The following is an 18,104-nucleotide window of genomic DNA, read 5'->3' as shown; positions in this document are numbered from 1 at the left end:
ATCATCGCAATGAAAATCATCGCAATGAAAATCATCGCAATGAAAATCATCGCAATGAAAATCATCGCAATGAAAATCATCGCAATGAAAATCATCGCAATGAAAATCATCGCAATGAAAATCATTCCAATGAAAATCATTCCAATGAAAATCATTCCAATGAAAAACATTCCAATGAGAATCATTCCAATAAAAATCCACAAGAAGTTTTTTCAGGCATAAAAATGAATTTGAATTCGTATGGTAAAATTGTTGAAGAACAAATAATTTGGCTGCAAGAACAATATTTATATGTTGATATTCATAATTACATTATTATGCCAAATCATCTCCATTTAATTTTAGAAATTGATAGTTTGGTTATTAAAGATAATTCGGTTAAAATTAAATCTTTATCGAGTTTGATTGGCGCTTTTAAAACAACCTCTTCAAAATTTATTCATAAAAAAGGATTCGAAAATTTTGCATGGCAGCGTTCTTTCCATGACCATATCATTAGAAATACAAATGCTTATGACAACATTTATACTTATATTGATTTGAACCCTCAAAAATGGCATCAGGATTGTTTTTTTGAAAAAAATTAAAACAATTCTAATTGTGTGGGTTGAGGTGCTGAGGGTAAGGCTGCTTTTCCCCAAAAATTCAAAATATTGCCAAATTGTTTATCGGTTATTCGAAGTACGCTTACTTTTCCTAAAGGCGGCAGTAGTCTGTGAATTCTCTTTTCATGGACATCGGCGCTTTCGCTGCTTGCGCAATGACGTACATAAACAGAATATTGCATCATCGAAAATCCATCTTTCAATAAATTGTTTCTAAATCCGGACGCATTTCTTCTGTCTTTTTTTGTTTCTGTGGGGAGATCAAAAAAAACGAACAGCCACATTATTCGATATCCGTTAAGCTCCATAATGCTGGATATTTAATTTTTTTTCGATTTCCTGTAAAGCATTGCTGGAGAGAACTTGCCGTTTTTTGTAAAGCTATCATTAAAGGGCTTTTCTCCTCTTTAAAATAAACTGTTCTGGTTACTATTTGTAATAACTCAGCCTTAATAAGGGTGTTTAGTTCCTGCTCATCAAAATGCTGCATAATTTCAAAGACTTTTTCGTCTACAATAGGGCGAAACGGTTCCATAATATCATCAGCAAGTGCAAAAGCATTGTATTTACTCTTATGATGGATGCCTAATGTATTCAATAAACCGCTCCCGGAGAGGGCTCTTGCAGTAGCGGCTCTTAAAATGGCATAGCCATAATTCAGGAAATTATTAGGATAGTCGCCATATCGTTCCCGTTTAATTCCATCAAATTCTAAATTGGGCTGAGGAAAATGTTTCCAATATTGTGCCGCTGCAACTCCTTCCATATTAGAGGAATCCCCACTTAATACCTTACTGGCTAAAAAAGCAAAACTGTTTTTGGAATCCGTTATTTTTTCAAGTAGTTGTCCTTGATTTTTAATTTTTTCAATTATGGTTTGCTGCCATAACTGCTTTTTTAAAGGTATAGATGCTTCAATTTGATTTTTGAAGATTTCCTGTTGAATATGATGGCTGTTGAGGTTTAACAGCATTCCGTTTGGAAGATGGTTTTTTCCGCAGATAATAATAGAAGTGTTGTTTTCAACAAGTAAATTCATCGCAGGAATACTGAGGTAGATTTCATTATGGTCAAGAACAAGAAACCCAATATCCTCTATTGGAATAGAACTTTCCTTTACTTCTGACTTTAGTACCAGCTGGTTGTTTTTTGCCGTTATGGAAAATTTGTTTTCAATTAAAAGTGTTCTTTTTAGCATACATTCAAGTTGAAATTAAAAGATACCTGATTGCTGGATCTTTTAATTATTTGCCTAAAGTTCGGCTTTTGAATAATGCTGTTTTTACGGTTTTCCTTAATTTAAGAATTTTAGTTTCAGCTAAATATTGAATAATGAATTGAAAGTGCTAACCAAATTTGAGTTCATAGTTAAGAGTAAAATATATTATTTTTTAGTTTACTCAAAAATTTAAAATCCTTTATTGGTCTCAGATATAGTTTTACAGCTAAGTACTTTAGTACATTTTGCTATAGCTCCTGAAAAAATAGCAGCCACAAATTACATGAATTAGTTTCGTGTAATTTGTGGCTGCTAAATAGTTACAACCAATTTAAATAAGAGGATTAATTTTTCGGTCTAAAGCTTTAGAGACAGTTTATAATTGGTTTTAGGAAACAGTTGCTATTTTAATACAATAAAATAACCTAATTATGTAAAATCTGTTTTATTGTGTATCCTGATGTCGAAGATCCTGCTATAAAAATGGTATACACTTTTCCGTCAGCAAAATTAGCAGTCTGCAGGGTTGCAATATTTTCAGATTCCCCTGCACTACGAACCTCAATAGCTAATGAACCGGCACTAATTTCTGAGTAACTGCTCTGGTTATAGCGTGCAAGATTTAAAGCAAGATTATTACCTTCGCTGTCAATAAAATCAATATTTTGGGGAGCTCCACTGCTTAAATGAATAAACTTTACCCTGGCTTTACCACTGGCTGGTGCAGTAATATTATCTTCATAAAGTCTTACTTCTGCATCACTTCTTGATTCTCCCGTTAGGTAAACGGTATATCTTTTATCATCACTCAGATTAAGTTCTTCGGTAGCATACAAATCGTTATCGTTTTCATCTCTAAATTGGCTCACCAGATTTTTTCCCGAGACTACATTATGGTACGATACCGAATTCTCTAAATACCCCAGATTGCCTATATATGGGATATTTGCCATAACAAATTTCTGTGAACCCGAGTTAGGAGCAGCGTTTACTACTTTAAGGCGTGCAGAACCAAAAGGATCGATTTCATTATTATCACAAGCAGATAAAAATATTAGGGCTACTAGAGCTATTACTTTCACAGGAATTAATTTAATAAAGATTGTTTTTGTTTTCATAATTTTAATTTTGGGTTTTTGTTTTTAATCGGATTACATGTATTTTATCTTAATATTAATTTTGTTGTCTTCTTTTTTTATCGTGATTTTAAATTCGTCAAAGACAGGTTTTTTCATTTTTTCCATAAAGAAATCAGAGAAACCAAAACCTTCTTTGGGTATGCCAATCAGGTTTTTATTCAGTTCTCCATCTTTATTCTCATCATCAATAAGGGTAATTCCGTATATTCCGGGTTCAAGATCACAATCAATAATCATCAGGCCGTTAGCAATTGCTTTTTTTTCAAAGACTAATTTTTTAGAGACTTTTTCCTGTTCGTAATCCTGATTGTTTTTGAATACATTTAGTAAAATTTGTCCTTTTTCAGAGCGGATACCGGAAATTTTAATATGGGTATTTTGTCCGTAGGAACTGCTAAGGCATAAAATGACAGTCAAGACCATAAGCCATCCTGTTTGAGGGATTTTCATTTGAATCATTATATTTTATTTAAGATATTGTTCTGCGAAAGTAGGAGGGCAATTTCTTAAACAACGTAAAAAATAAAGTCAAACGGACAATTTTACGGATGAACCGTTATGTATAAGGAAGTGACGTTTTTAAAGGGGAATTAATAACAGAAAAAAAGTTTTCAGAAAGAATTATTATGGCTTAATCAAATTTTTGTCCTGACGTTTATAGTCTAACATTGCCTTGTATAGAAGCTGTTTATCTGATACTCCTTTTTAACCGAGAAGATTTCACGCTGATAATAATGGAATCTGTGAATGGTAATTTTTATTGAAGTTTAGTTTACAAGTTCCTTTTTTTTTCCAGAAAATCAGCTTTGAAGCCAGGCTAATACTTTAGATCTTTTTTCTCTACTTACAAAAATTTCTTTATGAAAAGGAAATGACAGGTTTATTTTTAATTTACGCGGAAAATAATCTGTAACATCTTCTATGGCATTCCGGTTTACCAGTACCTGCCTGTTCATCCTAAAGAAAAATATGCCGGTCCTTTTTTCAAGATCCTCAAGACTTTCAGTCAGCATATAGCTTTTTCCATTTTGAACAAGCATAACCGTCGTTTCGGATTCAACATAAAAAAGCACAATTTTATCTAAGGTAAAAGGAAGAAGACGATCCCTGTATTTTACCATTATAGTTTTACTGAAGGGTTTCTGAAGATTTGTAATTGTCTCCATGGCTTGTTGGTACTGCCGGGCAAGTTTACCGCTCATTAATTTTTGCATGCTGTGAAATTTCCCCAAGGCTGTTTTAAGTTCTTCACAGCTAAAAGGCTTTAGGATATACTCTATACCATTAGCTTTAAAAGCATCTAATGCATATTCATTAAAAGCAGTACAGAAAATCACCGGAACCTCAAGCGGAACGGCCTTTATAATTTCAAAACTAAGGCCATCTCCTAACTGAATATCGCTGAAGATAAGGTCAGGCTGCGGATGGTTTCCAAAATAGATAATAGCTTCTTTTACAGATCCTAAAATAGCTGTTATTTCAATTTCTGCACTACAGTTTTTAAGGCTCGCTGCCAGATCTTCTGCTACGAGTGATTCATCTTCAATAATTATGATTTTCATCGGTATTTATTTTAAAACTTACAGAGAAGGTAACACCGTCATTATTAATTATAATTTCATTTCCGGAGCAAATCAGGTAGCGTTCAGCAAGATTTGCCAAACCACTTTTTAGTGATGTCTCACCAGGTTCCCTGAGATTGATTGTATTAGATACTGATATATATTCCTCATTTTGCTCTATTTTAATATGCAAAGGTTGCTGTTTGGTAAAATGATTGTGTTTTATGGCATTTTCGGCAAGTGGCTGAAGCGAAAAAGTGGGCAGAGTACTTTTAAGCATATCTGGATTATTTATTTTTATATCCCATTCTAAAGCCTCATTAAACCTCATTTTTTGCATTTCAAGATAATTTTGGCAAAAATTCAGCTCTTCTTCAAGAGTAGTGACCATGCTGTCATTAAGCGATACTGCTGCCCTTAGAAATCCAGCGAGTTGTATTAGATAATGTTCTCCAAGAACAAGATCTTTTTTGTATAATGCTTTTAGGGTATTGAGTGAATTAAATAAAAAATGGGGATGAATCTGCTGTTTTAAAAGCAGATTTTCAGCTTCTGCCGTGCGAAGTTGTAATCTTGAATTCTCAAGTTCAGTTTGCGTTTTGGCTAATCTTAAAATAGCAAAGTCCTGTAACAGTAAAACTAAGATAGAGACAAAAACAGCTTCCATTAAAAAAATCATAATAAGCTCAAAATTGTAAGGACTCCAGTCAACTTTAGCCAGACAGGCAAAAAAAGGCCATAAGAGCATTTGTAATATAATTGAAACACAAAAGCTTGTGCAATAACGCCAGAGCCTAAATTGAATTATGTTATTTGGAAATTTTACAGCACAGAATTCCAGAATAGCAGAGAGCGAAAAAGTGACTAAAAAAATATAAAAACCACTTTTTAAAGTCATAAACAATATCAGTGAAGCTGAATTCTTAAATATAAGGAGAAAAAATAAAGCAATCAACGGTATTAAAACCGTCAAAAAAATATTCATTTTATAAATTTCCCTCAAAATTAACGGAGAGAAAGATTTTGCGATATTGTTCATGATTATTATTTTACATTTTAAAGATCATAATACTAAATTTTAATTCAAGTTATGGATTATGACAGGACACAAAGGTAATAACGTTTGTAATATTTTAAATAATGAAAAATACCAACTACAGATGTAGCTGGTATTTAATTGACTTATAATTATGACAGCTTATTTGTATGTTTAAAAAATATAGAAAAGACTGACTTGTGACATATTGTTTTGAAAATCGGTATTTATGGTAGTGGATTTTATTTTGCTAACATTCGTCAATCCTAAATAATAACGGGCTCCAATACCAAGTCCGTTTTGAAATTGGTATCCAATTCCGCCAACTACACCGCCGTCAATTTTTTCTGCAAAATCATCATTGGTAATTTCTTTAAAATTCTCTGAAGCTAATATTCCAATTTGAGGACCTGCTTCAAAATATAATCCAAAGCTGGTTTTGTATTTTAAAACAATGGGAACTGAAATATAAGATAGTTTAAGATCCTGGCCGTCAGAAAGTCCTCCTTTTAGTTTAGCGCCCTGAGTTGAGAATAAAAACTCTTCTTGTACAGAGAAGTTTTCATTGATATCAAAGGCTATAATAGCACCAGCATGAAATCCGGCAAAACCTTCGGTATCGAAATCAGCATTGGAAAAATCGCTGTAATTACCTCCGGCTTTCAGACCAAAATGAAGTCTGTCAAAAAAACTTTGACTAAAAACACTTGAGGATATCAGAACAATACAGAGCAAAAATAAGTTTTTCATAATTTAAAATTTTTAAAATGTTAACAAGCAAAATGCTTTTATAATTTGATAGTGCAAACATATAAGGCAGAAGACTGTGAACAATTAAAAATTCAGCCCAAACGGACAAAATTAGTCTGGAAACGGTATGGAAGACTGTATTGTTAGATTTATTCTGATATAAACTGATTGAATTTTTAGTGTCTCGTTTGAATTAAATTAGATCCCGATTTTTAGAGTAGAATTGTATTGGTCTCAGATATAGTTTATAACTATGTATTTTAGTGGATTTTGCTTCTAAAAAATAATAGCCACAAATTTTTACAAATTAATTAATGCTATTTGTGGCTCATAAATAGTGTTACAACCTTGCAGGCTTTCAGTCCATAAGAAGTTTAGTTTGAAAACCGAATTACGTCCACATTCAGCATATGATAATAAAGATCAGTATGTGCTGTCGGTTTCATTGGTTTAACTATTAGAATTTTTTATACTTAATACCATGCTTATCAGCATAAGGTAATAATAATTTCATTGTTTTTTCGTGTTTTTTATCGAGTTCAATCCCTTTTGTATCATCGAGTTGTTTTGCTGCAAGATCAATTTCTTCATCACTTTTTCCTTCATCAATCATTTTTGCAATTTTAGGAAAATCATTTCGGTGTATCTCTTGCGCATATTCAAACAATTCAATTCCGGCTTCGATAATAGGCTTCGTTTCTTCTGTTTTATTGAGCTTTTTTATTTTCTTAATATCTTCGGTAAAAGTATTCGAATAGAAATAATTTACAGCTTCAACGCAGGTTGCCGGGCGCCTCGATTTATTGTCAGCAGCAGGAACCTGCAAACGGCCTTTGGCTTTTTGTAAACGAAATTCCTTAAAAATAAGTCCAAAACTGGATGGAACTTTATTTGCATTCAATCCAATTAATTTAAAAATGCTGTCTGGGCTGTCATTGACCAGATTACATGAAAATATAAATCCTGATAAAAATAATAAAGTGATGATTTTTTTGAATCTCATAATAATTTATTTTTTTGAGTCCTGAACTGAGTCAGTCAATTTGTTGATTTTCATCAAAACCTGTTTTTCGTATTCTTCTTGTTTTTGTTCGCTTTTTTTTCCGGAACTGAAATTTTCGCTTAAAGCGTAACTTTTTATAAAATGGCTTTTTTTAGCCCCTAAACTATAATGCCAGCTTCCCATTTCGGAGCTGACAAAGATGACAGTTTCTTCGAGTTTCATGATTTTTTTCTTTGCAGAAACAGGACTCATCCGGTAAACTGAATTATCTCTCAAATCAAAAGTATACCGAATTTTTGCTCTGATCATAATATCGTATAAGCTATGGAACACACCATAAGCCAATAAAATATAAAGGGCAAAAAACAGAGTTTCGTCCAGCATTTCCCTAAACAAAAGCAATATCATTGCGGCCACAAAAATACCCGCTAAAAACCATTGCGATAATTTTTGCAGTGGTTTTTGGGGCTGAAACGAGAAGCAATTGGAATTTTCCTCTATATTATATCTTTCACGAATGTTCATTGCTGTTCAGTATTTCGTCTATTTCGTTTGCCAGATTCTGCATTGCTCTTGTTGTAAACCCCTGCGCAATCAAATTACTTTTTTCTTTTCCGTTTTTTAAATAATTGACATTTAAAGAAGTGTTGATGGTAATAAAATATTGTTTCATTCTTACCAGTTCAAAATTTTGAAAATCTTTTAGCGGAATAGGGACAGGTTTACCTATAAGGCCCACTTTTACGATAATTTCCTTAGTATCTAAGTCGAGAATAACCTGTTTTGACCAAATGGAAATAATACAAAAAATGGACAAAACACCAAAAATCCAAAACATAGGCATATTATTGGTCCAGATTCCTCCCACGGCAAAAGCAGCAAGTCCGATGCTTATTATTAAAATAAAGCCCAATTCTCTTTTCATGACATATTTATTGCCATCTCTTATAAAATATTTAAGCTGTGTCATTTTGATTATTCTAAAGTTACACCGTCAATAATTAATGTTTTGCAATTCAATGAAAAATAAGAGCTGGAATAATCACCATTTAACTGATCACTCAAAGCATCTAAAGTCGCTGTTTTAAACTCAAATTTTCTCGATGGGGTTTGTCCATAGGTATCAATGATGGTTAACTCCCCGTCAATTCCGTTTTTATGTTTAACAAAAGCGCCCAGTAAAGCGATATTTTGTTTTTCGAAATCGATAGACAGGTAATGACTTTTTGGGTCTGTTTTTTCTATTGGATCTTTGGAAACTAAAGTTGAAGGTCTTGTAAACGAAACTGTTGCAGAACGAACTGGTACAGTAATGGTTTTATTGCCATCTTTTACGGTAATTTCTATTTTCGTACGTTTTTCTTCAATCTGTCCGTAGTTGATTTGAGTCAAAAAACAGAAAAAAACGAGTGATAATGCAAGTATTTTCTTATTCATGATAATGTTGGTTTTAAAAATAATTTAGTAGAACAAGATTACTCGATACATCAACCAATCACAATTGTAAATTGGTAAATGGTGAGGTTAGGTTTTTGTTTGGTTATTTCTGAAATATATAAGGAAAGAGCTTGTTTTAAGTTTTTTTTGAGGTGAGGCAATGAAGTGTTTTATCATTGAAAAAACGAAAGTAAAATGTTTGGCTGGTATAAAGACAATTTGTACTTTTCGAACATTAACGACTAATTATGCTCCAAATTTCACTACTTGATTTCGGGAAATACACAACAATAAAATTGTTTACTTTTGGGTTGTTTTCTTTTTTATTCACCACTGTAATTCATGCACAAAGCATTTCTTATGTCGAAAAAATGGCCAGTCAGGGTTATGCCAAACGCTTTTCTGATACTGTTGGTTCACTTAAAATTCAGCAACAGGCCCTCAGTTTAGCCATAAAAAACAAAAGCAAGGACGACGAAGTAATTTGTTATGCTTATCTGGCACTTACACAAAAACGGTTACTGCATCTTAAAGGGTTTATGCATTATGCTGACACGGCGTATTATCTTTCGCAGACAGTAAATAATGAAAGGGCAAAAGCGCATGCGGCTGCTGTAATGGGATCTTTAAAATCGTATATAGAGGATAAACCTGAGGCTCTGAATTATTTATTAGAGTCCTATAAATTATTTTCAAAAATTAAGGCACACGATCAATGCGCCAAAATTGCTTCGGATATATCGTATCTTTTTTCGCCGGCTTCACCTCCAAAAGTCGAAAAATATGCAAGAGAAGCAATGGTTTGTGCTGCAAAATCAGGAGATTCTGAAAGTCAATTACATGCAAGATTGGCATTTGGAAGTTTTTTAACTGATAACTTAGAAACCGGTGGAACAGGCGATTGGGAAACGGCTATGAAATTTTTTAAAGAGACCATTTTATTAGCAGAAGAAAACGCTGATAAGATAGTGAGTAAAAGTAACATCGGGATTGCCTATATTAATCTCGCAGATCTTTATACAAAAGGGCCGCAGCCTATTGACGAAGAAGCTTTTTTGATGAATCTGAAAAAAGCAACAGCAATTGCCAAAAAATACAACGTAAAAATTATATACCGAAGTGCAATTGGACTTCAGGGGTATTATTTTACGCAAAAAGGGGATTATGTAAAAGCAGAACTTCTCTTTATAAACGGAATTAAGTACCAAAAAAGTCTTCCGTACACTGATAATTATCTTTTGGCGACTTTTTACAGTAGTTTAAAAGATGTTTCGGTAAAGCGAAAAGATTTTCAGGCCTATTATGGTTATGATACGCTTTATACTAAATACAACCAGTTAAAATACAATGAGTCAACACAGTCTAAATTGCAAAATGCCGAAGCCAGATATGAATCTTCAAAAAAAGCAGAACGGATTAAACAACTTGAACAGGAAAACGAATTACAGCAAAAAAATAAATTATTAGGTTATGGCATTGCCGGAGTTTTATTAATTGGGCTTGTGTTTATGTTTCGGTCGTATCATTACCGCCAGCGCTATTATCAAAATCGGGAAGATTTTCTAAAGCAGGAACAGGCCAATAGTGAACTGAAAGTACAGTTGATGGAAAAAGAAACCATCGAAAATCTTTCAGCCAGATTATCTTTAGAAAGGCGATTATTGCGTTCGCAAATGGATCCGCATTTTATTTTTAATGCTTTGGGAAATATTCAAAGCATGATTCTGCAGAAAGATACTATTCCGGCAGTTTCTTATCTGAATAAATTTGCCAAACTAACAAGACAGGTTTTAGAACAATCCCGAAAAGAAACCATTTCTCTGGAAGAAGAAATAAATACCCTAAAAAATTATATCGAACTACAGCAGCTTCGCTTAAATAATGGTTTTGATTATGTAATAGAATGTAACTATGCTGTAGAAACCGATATTTTAATTCCGCCATTATTGATTCAGCCTTTTATAGAAAATGCCGTTGAACATGGTTTAAAACCACAGGAGAATAATGTACGCGGATTGATAGAAATTTATTTTGAAGAGGAGGAGACAGGGCGTAATTTAATTTGCACGATTAAAGATAACGGAATTGGATTGGCGGCTTCGAGAAAATTAAAGATCAACAATAAACATCAATCGCTCTCTACAACGATTACTGACGAAAGATTGACGAAAATGCAAAAGGATAATCCAAACGCCGGGTTTATCCTAAAAGAAAGAGATCCCGAAACAGACGGGCAGGGCTGTATAGTAATTTTAAACATTCCGATATTGTGATGATATACAAAACTTTAATTATAGAAGATGAGCATCGATTAAGAGAAGCTTTGTCGATTATGCTTGAAATGGTTGCCGGAGAGAATATTCAGATAATTGGATATGCCGAAAGCGTTGATGAAGCAGCAAAAATGATTGACAGACTTAAACCTGACTTGGTTTTTATGGATATTATGCTCAAAGACGGAACTGGTTTTGAGGTCTTGCAGCAAATTTCTTTTAATGCTTTCCATCTTATTTTTACAACGGCTTTTGAACAGCATGCCATAAACGCATTCAAATATAGCGCCGTCGATTATTTGCTTAAGCCAATAGATCCGCAGGAATTAAAAATGGCAATTGACCGCATTGCTATTTTGCAGGAAAGAGTGCTGGAAAAACAGCAAATTGCCGAATTGCAAACCAATCTGTCTAAAACGCCTGACAGACTTGTTTTGCCAACGCAGGAAGCGATGTATGTCGTGAAATTAGAGCAAATTTTAAGATGCGAGACTTCGGGCTCCTACACCACTTTCTTCCTGACGGATGGCCGAAAAATAATGGTTTCAAAACCTTTAAAAAATTACGAAGATATTTTACTGCCGCCTGTATTCTTTCGTGTGCATCAGTCACATCTTATCAATGTTAATTCCATTTTGAGTTATTCCCGAGAAGGCATGATCCATATGAATGATAAATCTGTTGTACCCATTTCAAGGGCAAAAAAAGAACAGTTTTTTAAATTAATGAAAGACGAAATATAACTCGTAAATGGTATTTGGCAGTATATGCATTCAAGTACATCAAATACCAATCAAAACATACCGATGACAAAGTAATTGTAGGATCTTAATTTAAGTTTATCTATTTTTGATTCATACTAAAACTTAGAACAATGAATAATAAAACCTTATCAATCCTGAGCTACATCACCATTATTGGTTGGATTATAGCTTTCGTAAAAAGCAAAGATGTAACACCAAAAAGTGATCTTGTAACCTATCACCTTAAGCAAGGCTTCGGAATTTTTCTGTTTTCTTTTGCAGTAAATATTATACTTTCTGTTGTGGTGTTCACGGTAACTTCGCTTTATTTTCTTAACTACATTGGTTATGCTATTTTTATTTTGTGGATTTTCGGAATAATCAATGCTGCCAATGAACAAAAGAAACCTATTCCGGTTATTGGAAAAATGTTTGAAGATAAGTTTGACTTCATCAACTAGATTGAATTGCTGCAACTACAAAGTGACATTTTTTCATTAAAAAATATGAAAAAATGTCACTTTTTTTGGCTGGCATATTTTTTGTTTTTTAGCTGATGCACATATTTGTGTAAGTTCTAAAATTTATTGTCTAACAATTTTAAAAATTACTGTTATGAATCTTATTAAAAGAAACGGAAGCCGTGTACCGGCTTTACAACGCTTGTTTTTTGATGATGTCTTTGGCCGCGATCTTTTCAATTGGGAAAACAACAATTTTTCAACAACAAGCACCACATTGCCATCAGTAAACATCAAAGAAACTGCTGACAATTATGAAGTTGAGGTCGCAGCTCCGGGTATGGATAAGGACGACTTCAGGGTTACGCTGGATAATGGCCAGCTGATTATTTCTTCTCAGAAAGAAAATGAGGTGAATACCCAGGAGGAAAATTTCACTCGCAGAGAGTTTAGTTATCAATCATTCCAGAGAAGTTTTGTACTGCCTAAAAACGTAGTGGATGAGGATAAGATAAAAGCTCGTTATGAAAACGGGTTGTTATTATTGTCTATTCCTAAACTTGAGCAAGCCAAACAAAAACCTCCAAGGATGATTGATATTTCCTGATTTTTTATCAATAAACCTGTTTTAAAAGCTGCCTTCACAAGGCAGCTTTTTTTGTAAAATTTTAATATGCCTTCACTATTATTCTTAGAAAAAGCGGTGCTGTTTTTTATTGTTTAAAATCAATTTTATCATATTTTCCAGCGTAAAAATCCTCATACGCCTGAACTATTTCTTCCTGACTGTTCATTACAAACGGACCTTCTGCTATTATAGGTTCTGTATATTCTTCGCCACCAAATAACAGAATATCAACGGAAGTTTGTACCGTATTTTTTATCTCAATTTCACCGGCTTTTCTGTCAAATTCTATAAACTCACCAGCTTCAAATTCAGCATCGTTCAGGATTGCGTTTTGTGTAGTCAGAAAAGCGGCAACCTCTATTTTATCATTCAGGCTGATGGAAAATTGTTGTCCTGCTTCTAATTGAATATGATATAAAAACTGCTCAGAATAATTAGGAATTTTTGAACCCAGTTCTTCATAATTACCCACAATCACTTTTATCCATCCGATTTCGTCAGGTAGTGCTTTTTTAGGTACTTCATTAGCCTGAATTGCTAAATGTGCTGGTTTTTCTGCTTTGTTTTTTGCAGGCAGATTGATCCAAAACTGAAAGCCCTGAATCATTTTATTATCTGTTTCGGAATCATAATTCAAGTTGCCGTCGTGAACGATTCCTGTCCCTGCTTTCATCCATTGTACACCACCGGAATGTATTTTGGCATAATTTCCGGCACTGTCAAAATGTTCTTCTTCGCCCTGAAGAATATAAGTCAATGTAGCAATACCCCGATGCGGATGTGCACCCATACCGTCTTTATTTATTATTTCTTTGATAGCGGGAGCTACATAATCAAGAAAAACAAACGGCCCTATTTTATTAGTGTATCTATTGGGGAGCATACGATTGAGGTTCAATGGTCCAAGATTGGCTACAACACCTTTTGTTGAAAAATTGATTTCCTTTTTCATTTTAATCATACTTTAATTTTACCATAAAAAGTATATGAAATACCTAAAATCACTAAGAAAACTATAGGCACAACAACAGCCGAAATTGGGTCACCACTTATATAATGCGCAATAGCAGCAGATACGAATGTGAGTGCAAATCCAAAGTAAGCAAATGATTTAATTTTATCTGAAACCATTGGAAGCAGTAAAGCTAAAGCTCCTAAAACCTTTAGAACAGCCAGTTCAATCCTGAAATAATCGGGCAGCCCTAAATGCACGAATGCTGCTTTCATATCAGGATTAGTAAGATAACCGAAAGCACTGAAAAGCATCATAGCACTAATAATTCCTGTTGTTGTCCAATAAATAATTTTGTTCTTGTTCATTTCTCTAATTTTTGAGGGTTGATTTTTGTTTATTTCTATGATGTAAAATTGCAACAGAAACAAGCCCTAAAACGATGATATATGATAAAAAAAACCGTTGACATTTGTTAACGGTTTTAAGTTATTCCTAATGATTATAGCTTTCTAAATACTATTTAATTAAAAAAACAATCCTTATTCTCCTTTGCCCATTGTGCTAACAAAGTCATTTGTACGGGAAGTTTTTCTAATATTTCACTCATTTTAGGATTGAATTTTGGAGGGTATTCTGTTGCATTCTGGAGGCTTTCATAATAGGATGCAACGCCTGCAGCTCCCGCTTCTCCAACAAATGGTTTTAGTATATCACCAAATTCTTTCAGTGGCTGTGGATAATACACAATTTTTTCTCCTGCCCCTTTAGAAAACTGTTCTGCCAACTCGTTTCCTTTTAGATTCTCTAAACCACTAATCTGAAAAGTATCTGCTTTCAACTCTGTGTTGTAAATAGCTTCCACCACAAAGGCACTTACATCTCTGGATGCTATCCAGCCTATGGGCATTGCTTCTGGAGTAGGGTAAGCCAATTTCCTTTCGTTTTTTACAAAATGGGCACAAAATGGGCCCATCATATTTTCCATATAAATAGTTGGTTCAATGATTACATAATCTATTCCACTATTTTTCAGATAATCCCTAATATCCAGTTTCACATCTTCACCAGGTATTCCTGTTTTTTGCGGAGCTAACCAGCCACTAGTATTCCAGACAATTTTCTTTACACGATTTGCTTTGGCTGCATCAATTACATTTTTGGCATATTGCAAACCGTCAAGAGGGTTGGGTAGGGAAACGGGAATCATAAAAGCTATCGCCCCTATACCTTGGGTAATCTCCTGCATTTTGTTTGCATCACTCATATTGGCAAGAATAGGTGTTGCTCCAGCTTGTTTTAATTTTTCAAAACTTTTTTCTGAGCTTGTAGCAGCAATTACTTCTGCGCCCTTATTCTTTGCTTCTCCTATAATGTTGAATTGTTGCGAGCCTGTGGCTCCAAATACTAAAATTTTCATTGGCTTTATTTTTATATTTTGAATTTTAAAAAGTGTATGATTGCCCATCTTCAGGAACGTGCACTTTATCAGTTATTCCTTTTTGATTGAGAAATTCTTTCAAATCTTTCCTGGTAAGTGTATTGTGATTTACTCCTTCCATATGGCTTACCACAATTGTAGCGTTGGGAATGGCTTTATGGACTTCATAAATGTCTTTCTTGTTCATTATTAACTGACCTCCAAAAGCAAACTGATTGTCGCCACCATTCAGAACCACAATTTCGGGTTTATGTTGGTCTAAGGCTTCTTGCATACCTTTGTACCAAACCGTATCGGCAGCTATGTACAAGGTTTTTTCTGCAGGATGTTTTAATACCAATCCGCAAACCAAACCTGCAATTCGCAAAATATATCCTTTACCGTGCTGGGCTTTGGTTCTGCTGAGTTTTATTTCACCAAAAGCAGAATTTTCAGTAAGGATTTCTACATTGGTAAACCCAGATTTTTCAATTTTTGATTTATCTGCCTGATCTTGTACAAATATTTTAATTCCTTTTGGCAAAATAGTTACTGCTTCTTTGTCCCAATGGTCATAATGCAGGTGGCTCACAAAAATAAAGTCTATATCTTTTACAATTTCCTCTTTAAAGATGGGTAAATCGTACAATGGATTTCGTTTAAAACTCCACGTTTTTGATGGAATAAATGCGGGCAATGTTCCTTTGCCTGAAAGCATTGGGTCTACCAAAATTTTCTTTCCGGCATATTCCACTATAATGGTAGCGTTACGTATTTGCTGAACTTTCATTGTCTTATTTGTTTTTACGATTAAAACTTGCATAAAATTACAGAACTGCTTACTTTTGCACAAGTACTTACCGGATAGTTAGGTACTTACCTAACGGTTAGAATTATTGAATATCAATGGAAAAAAACTTAAAAAAAATTCCGCCTTGCGATGAAAATTGCCCCGTGAAAGCATCTTTGAACCTGTTAAGTGGTAAATGGACACTGATGATACTATTTCAAATCAATGACAAAGTGATGCGATATGGAGAACTGAAAAGAGCTGTTCCGGGCATTAGTGAAAAAATGCTGATACAAGAATTAAATATGCTTGTTGAAAATAAATTGGTTAGTAAGAAAGCTTATCCCGAAATCCCTCCAAAAGTGGAATATCGGTTGACCGAATTAGGATTGAAGACTTTACCGATTGTAGATCAATTAGCTCAATTTGGGCTAGAAAATTTAGTTTAAAATTACTGCCTTTTAACTAGTAATTGTAACAGATAATAATAAAGCCCAACAGGCAAGAACCGCTAACAGTTTTGCGAAATTTGGGCTTTAAGATTTAAAATAATGACGGTTTTGTATTTGTAAACTTTCTCTTAAATCAATAATTTTTTTTAGTTAATCGTTTTCCAAACTTTACAAATCCACGGAATGATATGGGATCCTTTTTTTACCAGGGACTAACTTCCGTTTCATCCTGTATGTCATTACTGAAAAATTTTCCCGTTGGGGCATTATCATCGGTTAGTGTATGTTTAATGATAAAAGTTGCAGCACTTTCGATTGTTCCAGATCCGCTATGATGATTGAAATCGGTTGCTGTATAACCAGGGTCGATTGCATTTACTTTAAAAGACAAATCCTTAAGTTCATATGCCAATGCAATAGTGTAAGCATTCAAAGCTGTTTTTGAAGTTCCGTAACTTGCCGTTTTAAAATCATAGTATTTCCAATTTGGATCACTGTGCAAAGTCAAAGAACCCAATCCGGAAGTAATATTGCTGATCCTTGGATTTTCTGATTTTTTGAGCAATTCCAGAAAGGTTTGCGTCACTTGGATTACGCCAAAGAAGTTGGTGTCGAACACTTTTTGGATGTCTTCAATCGGGGTATCTGATGCCTGTTGTGGATTTGTTCCAAAAATTCCTGCATTGTTAATTAAAATATCCAATTTGCCCTGCTCTTTTTCGATACTATTTTTGGCAGACAAAATCGAATCATAATTAGTTGCATCGATTTGAATAGCTTTGATGTTTTGAAAACCACTTTCTGTTAATTCTTTTACAACTGCTTCGCCTTTTTCAGGGTCACGTGTTCCTAAATAAACAAATAAGCCTTTTTTTGAAAATTGTTTTGCGATTTCCAAACCAATGCTTCTGTTAGCTCCTGTTATTAATACTGACTTCATTTTTATGTTTTTAAAATTAATGAAGCAAAATTGCAACGTTTAAAAACGAAATCATTTGCCATTTGGCAAAAAGCACTTTATCGGATATTTTTTCTGATTCTGCTTAAGGAAGATTGAGTAATGCCTAAATAAGAAGCGATATAAGAAAGGGGAACGCGGTTGACAACATTGGGATATATTTCCAAAAACTTTAAATAGCGTTCAGTAGCATCTTCTGTAACCAATGGGCTTCTTCTGGCTACTTTTAGCATCAATGCTTTCGAAGTGATTCTATTTACAATGGTGTCCCAGCCAACAATTGTATCCAGCAATTCCTGCCAGTCTTTTTTTGAAAAGACAATCAGCTTGCAATCAGTAATAGCCTGCACATAAGCAGAAGAACAAATTTCATTGTTAAAACTGTCTAAATCAACCACAATATTGTTTTCGTCAATGAAATATTTGGTTATTTCTTCGCCTTTATTATTGTAATAACAAACCCGGGTAATGCCTTCTGCAACAAAGCCAACTTGTCGGGCAATTTTCCCCGCTTCCGAAAAATAGTCGTCTTTGCTGAGTTCTAATATTGATGCTTTTTTTGAAATCAGGTCAAGTTGTTGTTGGTTTAAATTTCCAAACTGTAAAATGTATTCTATAAATGCTTTCATTGTTGCAAATTAGTTAACGTTATTCTTATAAGATTTGTCATTTGGCA

At 33.8% G+C, this 18,104-nt stretch carries 23 protein-coding genes and 1 pseudogene; 7 read left to right on the top strand and 17 right to left on the bottom strand.

The window, feature by feature from the left end; all coding sequences use genetic code 11:
* Positions 1-587: transposase (locus J2W48_RS21395; RefSeq protein WP_310284044.1), on the top strand; the 587-nt coding region annotated here is incomplete at its 5' end.
* Here the strand turns inward: J2W48_RS21395 and cas2 are convergent.
* The 11 genes from cas2 to J2W48_RS21340 all read right to left on the bottom strand — a co-directional run bounded on the left by cas2 (position 584) and on the right by J2W48_RS21340 (position 8,751).
* Positions 584-913 carry a CRISPR-associated endonuclease Cas2 gene (gene cas2, locus J2W48_RS21390; protein ID WP_310284042.1) on the bottom strand — a complete coding sequence of 110 codons (330 nt, stop codon included), beginning with the start codon at positions 911-913 and terminating at the stop codon, positions 584-586. The two genes, J2W48_RS21395 and cas2, sit on opposite strands and share 4 nt — an antisense overlap.
* Positions 889-1,803 carry a type II CRISPR-associated endonuclease Cas1 gene (gene cas1, locus J2W48_RS21385; RefSeq protein ID WP_310284041.1) on the bottom strand — a complete coding sequence of 305 codons (915 nt, stop codon included), beginning with the start codon at positions 1,801-1,803 and terminating at the stop codon, positions 889-891. The genes cas2 and cas1 overlap by 25 nt, the downstream gene beginning before the upstream one ends.
* 446 nt (positions 1,804-2,249) lie before the next feature.
* On the bottom strand, positions 2,250-2,942 hold the full coding sequence (locus tag J2W48_RS21380) for a DUF4397 domain-containing protein (protein ID WP_310284040.1): 693 nt from the start codon (positions 2,940-2,942) through the stop codon (positions 2,250-2,252).
* Between the two features lie 33 nt (positions 2,943-2,975).
* Positions 2,976-3,422, bottom strand: a complete 447-nt coding sequence (locus J2W48_RS21375) for a DUF2141 domain-containing protein (protein ID WP_310284038.1) — start codon at positions 3,420-3,422, stop codon at positions 2,976-2,978.
* A 341-nt stretch (positions 3,423-3,763) separates the two neighbouring features.
* A complete protein-coding gene (locus tag J2W48_RS21370) occupies positions 3,764-4,525 on the bottom strand; it encodes a LytR/AlgR family response regulator transcription factor (protein ID WP_310284036.1) in 762 nt (253 codons plus the stop codon).
* The gene (locus J2W48_RS21365; RefSeq protein WP_310284035.1) at positions 4,506-5,273 is read right to left on the bottom strand and encodes a sensor histidine kinase; all 768 of its coding nucleotides are present in this window, start codon (positions 5,271-5,273) and stop codon (positions 4,506-4,508) included. The genes J2W48_RS21370 and J2W48_RS21365 overlap by 20 nt, the downstream gene beginning before the upstream one ends.
* Positions 5,274-5,735: 462 nt before the next feature.
* Positions 5,736-6,311 (bottom strand): porin family protein, encoded by a 576-nt coding sequence (locus J2W48_RS21360; protein ID WP_310284034.1) that lies wholly within the window; start codon positions 6,309-6,311, stop codon positions 5,736-5,738.
* A 457-nt stretch (positions 6,312-6,768) separates the two neighbouring features.
* A complete protein-coding gene (locus J2W48_RS21355) occupies positions 6,769-7,314 on the bottom strand; it encodes a hypothetical protein (protein ID WP_310284033.1) in 546 nt (181 codons plus the stop codon).
* Between the two features lie 6 nt (positions 7,315-7,320).
* Positions 7,321-7,839: a hypothetical protein gene (locus J2W48_RS21350; RefSeq protein ID WP_310284032.1), complete on the bottom strand. Its 519-nt coding sequence runs from the start codon at positions 7,837-7,839 to the stop codon at positions 7,321-7,323.
* Positions 7,826-8,284, bottom strand: coding sequence for a hypothetical protein (locus tag J2W48_RS21345; protein WP_310284031.1), 459 nt, complete (start codon positions 8,282-8,284; stop codon positions 7,826-7,828). The genes J2W48_RS21350 and J2W48_RS21345 overlap by 14 nt, the downstream gene beginning before the upstream one ends.
* Positions 8,285-8,289: 5 nt before the next feature.
* Positions 8,290-8,751: a hypothetical protein gene (locus tag J2W48_RS21340; RefSeq protein ID WP_310284030.1), complete on the bottom strand. Its 462-nt coding sequence runs from the start codon at positions 8,749-8,751 to the stop codon at positions 8,290-8,292.
* Here J2W48_RS21340 and J2W48_RS23180 point away from each other — a divergent pair.
* From J2W48_RS23180 to J2W48_RS21320, 5 genes and pseudogenes are all read left to right on the top strand, one after another.
* Positions 8,735-8,779, top strand: a pseudogene (locus J2W48_RS23180) (hypothetical protein); the annotation flags it as partial. The gene J2W48_RS21340 and the pseudogene J2W48_RS23180 sit on opposite strands and share 17 nt — an antisense overlap.
* Before the next feature lie 220 nt (positions 8,780-8,999).
* Positions 9,000-11,024, top strand: a complete 2,025-nt coding sequence (locus J2W48_RS21335; protein ID WP_310284029.1) for a sensor histidine kinase — start codon at positions 9,000-9,002, stop codon at positions 11,022-11,024.
* Positions 11,024-11,767 (top strand): LytR/AlgR family response regulator transcription factor, encoded by a 744-nt coding sequence (locus J2W48_RS21330; RefSeq protein WP_310284028.1) that lies wholly within the window; start codon positions 11,024-11,026, stop codon positions 11,765-11,767. The genes J2W48_RS21335 and J2W48_RS21330 overlap by 1 nt, the downstream gene beginning before the upstream one ends.
* A 131-nt stretch (positions 11,768-11,898) precedes the next feature.
* Complete coding sequence (locus tag J2W48_RS21325; protein ID WP_310284027.1) at positions 11,899-12,228, top strand: DUF4870 domain-containing protein; 330 nt, start codon at positions 11,899-11,901, stop codon at positions 12,226-12,228.
* 154 nt (positions 12,229-12,382) lie between these two features.
* Positions 12,383-12,835, top strand: coding sequence for an Hsp20/alpha crystallin family protein (locus J2W48_RS21320; protein WP_310284026.1), 453 nt, complete (start codon positions 12,383-12,385; stop codon positions 12,833-12,835).
* A gap of 106 nt (positions 12,836-12,941) precedes the next feature.
* On the opposite strand, the gene J2W48_RS21315 is transcribed toward J2W48_RS21320, so the two are convergent.
* The 4 genes from J2W48_RS21315 to J2W48_RS21300 all read right to left on the bottom strand — a co-directional run bounded on the left by J2W48_RS21315 (position 12,942) and on the right by J2W48_RS21300 (position 16,018).
* Complete coding sequence (locus J2W48_RS21315) at positions 12,942-13,808, bottom strand: pirin family protein (protein WP_310284025.1); 867 nt, start codon at positions 13,806-13,808, stop codon at positions 12,942-12,944.
* Between the two features lie 5 nt (positions 13,809-13,813).
* Entirely contained in the window at positions 13,814-14,176 is a 363-nt protein-coding gene (locus tag J2W48_RS21310) for a DoxX family protein (protein WP_310284024.1), read from the bottom strand.
* Between the two features lie 155 nt (positions 14,177-14,331).
* Positions 14,332-15,228 (bottom strand): SDR family oxidoreductase, encoded by an 897-nt coding sequence (locus tag J2W48_RS21305; RefSeq protein ID WP_310284023.1) that lies wholly within the window; start codon positions 15,226-15,228, stop codon positions 14,332-14,334.
* 25 nt (positions 15,229-15,253) lie between these two features.
* Positions 15,254-16,018 (bottom strand): MBL fold metallo-hydrolase, encoded by a 765-nt coding sequence (locus J2W48_RS21300; protein WP_310284022.1) that lies wholly within the window; start codon positions 16,016-16,018, stop codon positions 15,254-15,256.
* Positions 16,019-16,134: 116 nt separating this feature from the next.
* On the opposite strand from J2W48_RS21300, the gene J2W48_RS21295 reads away from it, so the two are divergent.
* The gene (locus J2W48_RS21295) at positions 16,135-16,467 is read left to right on the top strand and encodes a winged helix-turn-helix transcriptional regulator (protein ID WP_310284021.1); all 333 of its coding nucleotides are present in this window, start codon (positions 16,135-16,137) and stop codon (positions 16,465-16,467) included.
* A 205-nt stretch (positions 16,468-16,672) separates the two neighbouring features.
* Here the strand turns inward: J2W48_RS21295 and J2W48_RS21290 are convergent, their stop codons facing one another.
* Entirely contained in the window at positions 16,673-17,410 is a 738-nt protein-coding gene (locus J2W48_RS21290; protein ID WP_310284020.1) for an SDR family oxidoreductase, read from the bottom strand.
* A gap of 77 nt (positions 17,411-17,487) precedes the next feature.
* On the bottom strand, positions 17,488-18,057 hold the full coding sequence (locus tag J2W48_RS21285) for a Crp/Fnr family transcriptional regulator (RefSeq protein ID WP_310284019.1): 570 nt from the start codon (positions 18,055-18,057) through the stop codon (positions 17,488-17,490).
* Positions 18,058-18,104: the final 47 nt, after the last annotated feature.

The sequence above is a fragment of the Flavobacterium piscis genome, assembly GCF_031457575.1.
Lineage (GTDB): Bacteria > Bacteroidota > Bacteroidia > Flavobacteriales > Flavobacteriaceae > Flavobacterium > Flavobacterium piscis_A.
The sequence above is the reverse complement of the archived record's forward strand: the minus strand, read 5'-3'. Positions and strand labels throughout refer to the sequence as shown.

Bases quoted from the DNA above. Each gene is read 5' to 3' on its own strand.
- cas2 (WP_310284042.1), bottom strand. From the start codon at position 913: ATGGAGCTTAACGGATATCGAATAATGTGGCTGTTCGTTTTTTTTGAT.
- cas1 (WP_310284041.1), bottom strand. From the start codon at position 1,803: ATGCTAAAAAGAACACTTTTAATTGAAAACAAATTTTCCATAACGGCA.
- J2W48_RS21380 (WP_310284040.1), bottom strand. From the start codon at position 2,942: ATGAAAACAAAAACAATCTTTATTAAATTAATTCCTGTGAAAGTAATA.
- J2W48_RS21375 (WP_310284038.1), bottom strand. From the start codon at position 3,422: ATGATTCAAATGAAAATCCCTCAAACAGGATGGCTTATGGTCTTGACT.
- J2W48_RS21370 (WP_310284036.1), bottom strand. From the start codon at position 4,525: ATGAAAATCATAATTATTGAAGATGAATCACTCGTAGCAGAAGATCTG.
- J2W48_RS21365 (WP_310284035.1), bottom strand. From the start codon at position 5,273: ATGCTCTTATGGCCTTTTTTTGCCTGTCTGGCTAAAGTTGACTGGAGT.
- J2W48_RS21360 (WP_310284034.1), bottom strand. From the start codon at position 6,311: ATGAAAAACTTATTTTTGCTCTGTATTGTTCTGATATCCTCAAGTGTT.
- J2W48_RS21355 (WP_310284033.1), bottom strand. From the start codon at position 7,314: ATGAGATTCAAAAAAATCATCACTTTATTATTTTTATCAGGATTTATA.
- J2W48_RS21350 (WP_310284032.1), bottom strand. From the start codon at position 7,839: ATGAACATTCGTGAAAGATATAATATAGAGGAAAATTCCAATTGCTTC.
- J2W48_RS21345 (WP_310284031.1), bottom strand. From the start codon at position 8,284: ATGACACAGCTTAAATATTTTATAAGAGATGGCAATAAATATGTCATG.
- J2W48_RS21340 (WP_310284030.1), bottom strand. From the start codon at position 8,751: ATGAATAAGAAAATACTTGCATTATCACTCGTTTTTTTCTGTTTTTTG.
- J2W48_RS21335 (WP_310284029.1), top strand. From the start codon at position 9,000: ATGCTCCAAATTTCACTACTTGATTTCGGGAAATACACAACAATAAAA.
- J2W48_RS21330 (WP_310284028.1), top strand. From the start codon at position 11,024: ATGATATACAAAACTTTAATTATAGAAGATGAGCATCGATTAAGAGAA.
- J2W48_RS21325 (WP_310284027.1), top strand. From the start codon at position 11,899: ATGAATAATAAAACCTTATCAATCCTGAGCTACATCACCATTATTGGT.
- J2W48_RS21320 (WP_310284026.1), top strand. From the start codon at position 12,383: ATGAATCTTATTAAAAGAAACGGAAGCCGTGTACCGGCTTTACAACGC.
- J2W48_RS21315 (WP_310284025.1), bottom strand. From the start codon at position 13,808: ATGAAAAAGGAAATCAATTTTTCAACAAAAGGTGTTGTAGCCAATCTT.
- J2W48_RS21310 (WP_310284024.1), bottom strand. From the start codon at position 14,176: ATGAACAAGAACAAAATTATTTATTGGACAACAACAGGAATTATTAGT.
- J2W48_RS21305 (WP_310284023.1), bottom strand. From the start codon at position 15,228: ATGAAAATTTTAGTATTTGGAGCCACAGGCTCGCAACAATTCAACATT.
- J2W48_RS21300 (WP_310284022.1), bottom strand. From the start codon at position 16,018: ATGAAAGTTCAGCAAATACGTAACGCTACCATTATAGTGGAATATGCC.
- J2W48_RS21295 (WP_310284021.1), top strand. From the start codon at position 16,135: ATGGAAAAAAACTTAAAAAAAATTCCGCCTTGCGATGAAAATTGCCCC.
- J2W48_RS21290 (WP_310284020.1), bottom strand. From the start codon at position 17,410: ATGAAGTCAGTATTAATAACAGGAGCTAACAGAAGCATTGGTTTGGAA.
- J2W48_RS21285 (WP_310284019.1), bottom strand. From the start codon at position 18,057: ATGAAAGCATTTATAGAATACATTTTACAGTTTGGAAATTTAAACCAA.